The organism is Arthrobacter sp. efr-133-TYG-104 (assembly GCF_030208915.1).
Classification (GTDB): Bacteria; Actinomycetota; Actinomycetes; order Actinomycetales; family Micrococcaceae; genus Arthrobacter.
Genome location: NZ_JARVTA010000023.1, coordinates 180,507 through 187,416, shown reverse-complemented (window position 1 = coordinate 187,416; position 6,910 = coordinate 180,507). Strand labels below are relative to the sequence as shown.

The following is a 6,910-nucleotide window of genomic DNA, read 5'->3' as shown; positions in this document are numbered from 1 at the left end:
CTGCGCGGCACCGGTGACAAGCGCAACCGTGTTTTCCAATCGATAAACCATGTGAAAAGTGTCACGTTGTTGTCGTTGCCAGACCACTATGCTCGAGCATAAAGCCCGCCTTTGGGATTGGATCCCAACACTAAGCCTGTATTAACCAACAACTCAGCCATGGCTGATTGTTGTTTGCGATAATTGCCTTCGTCGGCGCCGGGGATGATTTTAGGACTATCAGGACTATTGGAGACTCCCGCACGACTTCAAGAGCAAAGCGAAAGAGCCCACAAAAGAACTCAATTCAATCCGAAAATCGCACCTGGTGCCTTATGGACAGGAAAACGCCAACCATGAAGTCTCGAGCAGCCTTACTTGAACGCAAGCACAAAGCGTCGTCCGCGCCTCGTGTCGCAAGGCAATCCGTCCCCGCAGTCAATGCCCAACCAATGGGGCCAGACTGCGGGGACGAATACACCGGGCTCAAAACCTCAACGACTGCATGATCACGTGATACCGCGCTGGGTCAACTCAGCGAGGCGCTATTTACGAGGTTTGTTGTGTGGTCATCATGATCCTTGCAGCCAGATGTTCTGCCATCCGGAGCCGCCGTTAATGGGTATGCCGGTGATGTTTTCGCTGATGCCGCCAACGCGGGAGGTCATGCCCGCCGCCCCGGGAAACCCTTGGTCGGCCGCGTCAGACTAAATGACACCCCAGCCTGACGTCAAGCACCTACCCAAAAAGCGTCAGACTAGCGCTGGATTCTGCTGTTTCTGACACACGATCAAGCATCTCTTAGAGCATAACCTGACACTTCCACCCTCCCACGAGGGGCACGTCGGCACGGAAAATCAAAATGAAAATGGCCGGCCGATAGATGATGGCGAGCGGGGTGCGGTTGCCTTGTTGACTAACTTTCCTGGGGCACACGACGGCGGCAGCGGCACCATGGGCAGGCGGCCGCGCGCCCGCGTGATGGCCCCCGTCAAGAGAGGGACTGGGGGAGGTGGAGAGGCTTTCCGTGAATGCAACAGAAGAGAACCTGAGATAGTCAGCCCACTGCAAGACCAACCACCCAGCTTGTCCCGGCTTCTGCCGAACGATTCGAGTATGACTAACTCGTCTCAAGCGATACCGGGGAATACGTCAAGATTGGCTCAAGACGCTCACCGACGGCACTCGACATGAAGGTGCTGGGCCCCGGACCAATCCCGCAATGCTCCACACGGAAACCTACGTGAACGATTCGCCCAACAACGTTGGGGATCGCCGTCGTCGTATTTCTGTCCGGTATTCTTCCAATTGAGTGAAAAACTAAACATTGGGGGAAAATGTGACTGAACCAGGACACGAGAAAATTGGGGGTTTCGGCCCTGGGGGTCGAGGATCTGACCAAACTTACACCGGGACTGTCGGGCTTGGGAACGCGCCCGTTGCTACGGAAGATCCGGTGCCCGGACCAGCGAAATCACAACGTTTTGATGCAAGCTCGCTGATTCCTTCCGCTTTGCTGGGTGTCATCGCGTATGTGACCCTCTACGTAGTGGCGTGCGCCTTTTTGGTATTAGCCATAGTAGGGCTCGCCATCAGCCAGGGTGGCAACACCAACGTGCCAGCCAGTTCGATGCTCCCGCAAGGTTCGACGCCGTCGCCGTGGTCCATCATGGTGCAGCTTGCTGCTCAGCTGGTAGTGATGAGCCAGCTTGGCGCACTTGGCACAACAATCGATGTGACCGTCCCATTTCTTGGGAATGTGCACGGCACCGCTGGCCTATTTGCCACGCCCCTGTTGCTGACGGCGTTGTCAATTGCGGTTCTGTTTGTCGGCGGAAGGTTTGTGGCAAAGCGGAAGCCCGCTCCGACGACGGCGGGAATGTGGCTGGAGTCAGCAGCCACAGGCTTGGTCTTCACGTTGTTGGTCAACGTTATTGGAGCCATCACCGGCATTTCATTTCCCATTCCGCAGCTGAAGGTTGCGCCGCTGGTCGCAGTGACCATTGGATCCGTCCTAGCCGCCTTCGTAGTCGGAACGTTCGCGAGCTTGGCTGGGCGAACTTGGCATCAGGGACGGCCCAGCGGAGTGCGCGCGATCATCCGCGATGCCGGGGCAGCAATAGGCGTGCATTTTGGTGTCTTTCTCGTGGTCGCCGTGCCGGTTGCGGTCACGGCTATGGGGATTAAATTTGGCTGGCAAGCAACGTTCTCGGCGCCACTCTGGGCACTGACGGCGGGCTTCTTCCTACTCGGGCTCGGCCATCTGAGCCCCATCATTCGTACCTGGAATTTCAGCACGTCCGCCTCATCGTCCGTGAACAGTTCAGGATCTGAAACCGGCTTTGGCCCTGGAACCGGGTTGACCCAGTTCGACATCCCCGGGTGGGCCGGTTGGCTTCTGTTGCTTCTGGCACTCGTTGCACTAGTGGCGACCTCGATATTTTGGTATCTCCGGCGCGGCCCGGCCGACACCAAAAAAGTAACGGACTGGGTCGTCCTTCCCGGCGCATTCCTGGCGGCAGGGACGCTCCTTACCTGGCTCAGCTCACTTACCGGCTCCTTTGAGGCCGGAACGTTGGTGACGGGCACCGGCAGCGTGGCCCTGGCTGGGTGGACGGCTTTTGTCATGTTGCTGTGGGGCGCTGCAACCGAGGCCTCAGCACGTTTTCTGGCACCCATCCTCAGCAATTACATCCCGGCCCGCGCAGCTGAGAGGCTCAGGACCCGTCGCCCGGTTCAGGATGATCCGAACCCCCAGCAAAGCCAGCCCGGCCACCCGGGCACGGCCAGCTACGCTGACCCTTACGCTCAAAACAGCCACACGACGGCGGTCGCTCCCCGGGAGCGGATATCTCCCGGCGCTAAGCGCAAGCTTGGCCTGGTGCTGGGTGGAATCGGCTTGGTAGTTGTCTTGCTGGTCGCCGGGGCCATCACCGTCAACGTGATCAAGGACGGCAACGGCCCCGACAAACCCGTGAAGGACTATCTGCAGGCCCTTCAGAACGGCGAGGCATCCAAGGCGATTGCCTTGTCGGATCCCAACGTGGCGAACGATCAAAGAGCGCTGCTGACCGACGAGGTGTACTCCAAAGCCGGCAAGCGCATCGACGGTTTCGACATCGTGTCCACCCAAACCTCCGGGGACGGAGCCAAGGTGGTAGCGGAACTGCGTCAGGATGGCCGGAAGCAGCAGACTACCTACACACTGCGCAAGTCGAATCCGGAGCTCCTCGATGATCACTGGAAGATGGACGCGGCCCCGATCGGGCAGTTGACCATCTCCGCGGACAGCATGGTGCAGACTGTGTTGGTCAACGGCCATGAGCTCAACCTCGGATTAGGTGGCGGCACTTCCTCTTCCACGGGCGTACACCTTCCAGCCTTGCCTGGAGAGTACACGGTGCAATTGCCTGCCTCCGAGAAGTACTTGACGGCGGCTAAGTCCACGGCTCTGGTAACTGTGGTGGAAGGAGCCCAAGCCCCGCCGGGGGTACAGCTGAAGGTTGAGGCCAGCGATGCATTGAAAACGGAGGCTTTGGCGCAGGTCAACGCGCACATTACGGAGTGCCTCAAGTCCACGGACGCAGAGCCGGCCAATTGTCCGTTCAGCATCTACGCCTCGAGTTATGCGCGGAACTTCCACTGGTCACTGACCACCAAGCCGACCTTAAGCCTTACCAAGAACCTGTTCGACGCGTCGGGTTGGAGCATCCAGACAGACAATGCCGGCAAGGCGACGGTCAGCTACGAGAAAGACAGCTCCTATGGTTTCGGTGCACCCGATTGGAAGCCGGCAACAGAGACCAGTTCTTTCTACGTGAACGCGAGCGTGACGATAAAGGACGGTAAGGTCCAAACGACGTTCAGCAAGTACTAAACGCTCGACGGCGGTTCGGCGAACCTCCCATCTATACCCTCCCGGGGTACTTGCATCATACCCCCGGAGGGTATAGTTTTGTCTCTATGAACACGCCGGACCTGCAACTGGACCATCTGCTCGCACCCGTGGTTGAAGCGGATCTGGAGCATGCTGCCCATCATGGTTACACCAGCAACAAAGAGGCGTACCTAAAGCGCCTGAAGCGCATTGAAGGCCAGGTGCGCGGGATTGCGCGGATGGTCGAAGAAGACAAGTACTGCATCGACATCCTGACGCAGGTCGCCGCGGCCACCAAGGCCCTTCACGCGGTTAGCCTGGGTTTGGTGGAGGAGCACATCGGGCACTGCGTTGTCGGTGCCGCCTCCGAGGCAGACCCGGAGGCGCGGGCCGACCAGATCGAAGCCAAAGTAAAAGAAGCCACGGGCGCAATTGGGCGCCTGCTGCGGTAGTCCCCTGCTCGACGAGCCTTCCCAGACCCCACCAAGCCTTCCCAGCCCAGGAGTACACCATGAGCCAGCACATCCAAACCAACGTCAACGTTTCCGGCATGACCTGCGGCCACTGCGTATCGAGTGTCAGCGAAGAACTCGAAGCCCTCAACGGCGTCGAGGAAGTGGCCGTCGACCTCAACCCCGGCGGCCTGTCCACTGTGACTATCACGTCAACAAAACCGCTGATGCCTGAAGAAATCGGTGAGGCCGTGGCAGAAGCAGGCTATCTGGTAGTTGCCAACCAGGCTTAGGAGCTTTTGTGGGTGAGCGCGAACCGGGCAGCCTTGCGGCAACCCGAGTTATCGAGTTGGACATTGAAGGCATGACCTGCGCCTCGTGCGTCAACCGAGTCGAGCGGAAATTGCGAAAGCTCGACGGCGTAGAGGCCACGGTCAACCTGCCCCTGGAGTCCGCTCACGTCACCGTCCCCGATACCGTGTCGGACCAGCAAGTTGTTGATACCGTCAACGCCACTGGTTACAAGGCAACCCTCCGCCAGCACCAACCGCCAGTCACTCATGAAGGCAACTCAGCGATTCATACGGACCATGCCAACCACATGGACCATGGGCCGGCAGCGTCAAGTCTCCGTCCGCGGTTGATTGCCGCAGCAATCCTGACCGTTCCCGTATTTCTCGTCTCGATGATACCGGCGTTTCATTTTGCCAACTGGGGCTGGGTGGTCGCTGCACTGTCGCTGCCGGTGGTGAGTTGGGCGGCGTGGCCCTTCCATAGGGCTGCGGCCGTTAACGCACGCCATCTCGCATCCACCATGGACACCCTGGTTTCCCTCGGCGTCATCGCCGCCTACGCGTATTCCGCGTGGCAACTTTTCGCTGACCCGACTATGACGGCACAACCATCCGCCGGAACTATGACTACGGGAGAGCTCTATTTTGAGGTGGCGAGTGTTGTCACCACGTTCCTTCTCCTTGGCCGCTACCTCGAGGCGAGCGCTAAGGCGAAAGCGGGCGATGCCCTGAAGGCCCTGCTGAATCTCGGGGCAAAGGATGCCACGCTTCTCCTCAATGGCGTAGAAGGGAAAATCCCCGCAGGTGAGCTCATGGTGGGTGACGTTTTCGTTGTACGGCCGGGCGAAAAGATCGCGACCGATGGGATCGTCACGGACGGCTTGTCCGCCGTCGACTCTTCCTTGGTAACCGGCGAATCGGTCCCCGTGGAGGTTGCACCCGGCAGTTCGGTGACGGGAGCGACGATCAACGCATCGGGTCGCCTCCTGGTGCGTGCCACGCGTGTCGGCGCTGATACTACGCTTGCCCACATGGGTCGGCTGGTCAGCCAAGCGCAGACCGGTAAGGCGCCGATTGCCCGCCTCGCAGACCGCATCAGCTCGGTCTTCGTGCCTATTGTGCTGGGCATTGCAATCGTCACGTTCGTACTGTGGCTGGTGTTCTCCGGAGACCTCAACGCCGCTTTCACCGCCGCCGTAGCCGTTCTCGTGATCGCCTGCCCGTGCGCCCTCGGTCTGGCCACTCCCGTTGGCCTGCTGACCGGGACCGGGCGAGGTGCGCAGTTGGGCATCCTGATCAAGGGCCCGCAGGTACTTGAGGATACTCGTCACGTGGACACGATTCTCTTGGATAAAACGGGTACGGTGACCACCGGAAGGCTCGCCGTAAGCCACACGCTGACCCTGAACGGCCACTCACCCGAGTCGGTTTTGATGCTCGCCGGAGCAGTGGAATCGGCGTCAGAGCACCCGATTGCCCACGCAATTGCCGCATCGGCGAAAGAGCAAATGCCCGACGCCGGCCCGCTTCCAGGCATTGAAGCGTTCGCCTCGGCGCCGGGCGGTGGAGTGCGCGGCGTCGTGTCGCTTCCTACAGGCACCCGGACAGTGGTGGTGGGACGTTCAGGCTGGCTCGAAGAGAATGGCATCGTGCTCACCCCTGAGCAACGCGAAGACCTGCAGAACCGGGAAGCCGTCGGGGCTACCGCCATTTGGGTGGCAGTCGACGGTTACCCGGCGGGAATCCTCAGCTTGAGTGACTCCGTCAAACCCGGCTCTGCGGATGCCATCCGACGCCTTAAGGACCTGCGCATCCGCCCCCTACTCCTCACCGGTGACAACGCCGCCGTTGCTGCCCGCGTGGCCGGCGAAGTAGGGATCCTGCCGGAGGATGTCTTTGCCGGCGTGCTCCCCGAAGGCAAGGTCGAGGCCGTCCGTAAGCTGCAGGCATCCGGGGCGATCGTCGCCATGGCTGGCGACGGCGTCAACGATGCCGCCGCCCTGGCGCAGTCAGACCTGGGCATCGCGATGGGATCGGGCACGGACGTGGCCATTGAGGCGTCCGATTTGACCATCATGGGCAACGATCTAGGTCAGCTTGTGCAGGCCATTGAGCTCTCGCGAAGAACCCTCTCCACCATCAAGACGAACCTCTTTTGGGCTTTTTTCTATAACGCAATCGGGATCCCTGTGGCGGCACTCGGATTGCTGAATCCCATGATCGCGGGCGGCGCCATGGCAGCGAGTTCGGTGCTCGTCGTCGCGAATTCGCTTCGGCTGCGCGCGTTCGGGAAGTAGGGCACCAACCGG

At 60.1% G+C, this 6,910-nt stretch carries 4 protein-coding genes; all 4 read left to right on the top strand.

Features of this window, described 5'->3' with window-relative positions; all coding sequences use genetic code 11:
* Positions 1 to 1,435 precede the first annotated feature (1,435 nt).
* A complete protein-coding gene (locus QRN04_RS16015) occupies positions 1,436 to 3,856 on the top strand; it encodes an MFS transporter (protein WP_284977013.1) in 2,421 nt (806 codons plus the stop codon).
* A gap of 86 nt (positions 3,857 to 3,942) precedes the next feature.
* Complete coding sequence (locus QRN04_RS16010; protein WP_284977012.1) at positions 3,943 to 4,308, top strand: metal-sensitive transcriptional regulator; 366 nt, start codon at positions 3,943 to 3,945, stop codon at positions 4,306 to 4,308.
* 59 nt (positions 4,309 to 4,367) lie between these two features.
* Positions 4,368 to 4,601: a heavy-metal-associated domain-containing protein gene (locus QRN04_RS16005; protein WP_284977011.1), complete on the top strand. Its 234-nt coding sequence runs from the start codon at positions 4,368 to 4,370 to the stop codon at positions 4,599 to 4,601.
* A gap of 71 nt (positions 4,602 to 4,672) precedes the next feature.
* Positions 4,673 to 6,898 carry a heavy metal translocating P-type ATPase gene (locus tag QRN04_RS16000; RefSeq protein WP_502868813.1) on the top strand — a complete coding sequence of 742 codons (2,226 nt, stop codon included), beginning with the start codon at positions 4,673 to 4,675 and terminating at the stop codon, positions 6,896 to 6,898.
* The last annotated feature ends 12 nt before the right edge of the window (positions 6,899 to 6,910 follow it).

Excerpts from the sequence above, each read along its gene's own strand:
- QRN04_RS16010 (WP_284977012.1), top strand. The coding sequence starts at position 3,943 with ATGAACACGCCGGACCTGCAACTGGACCATCTGCTCGCACCCGTGGTT.
- QRN04_RS16005 (WP_284977011.1), top strand. The coding sequence starts at position 4,368 with ATGAGCCAGCACATCCAAACCAACGTCAACGTTTCCGGCATGACCTGC.
- QRN04_RS16000 (WP_502868813.1), top strand. The coding sequence starts at position 4,673 with ATGACCTGCGCCTCGTGCGTCAACCGAGTCGAGCGGAAATTGCGAAAG.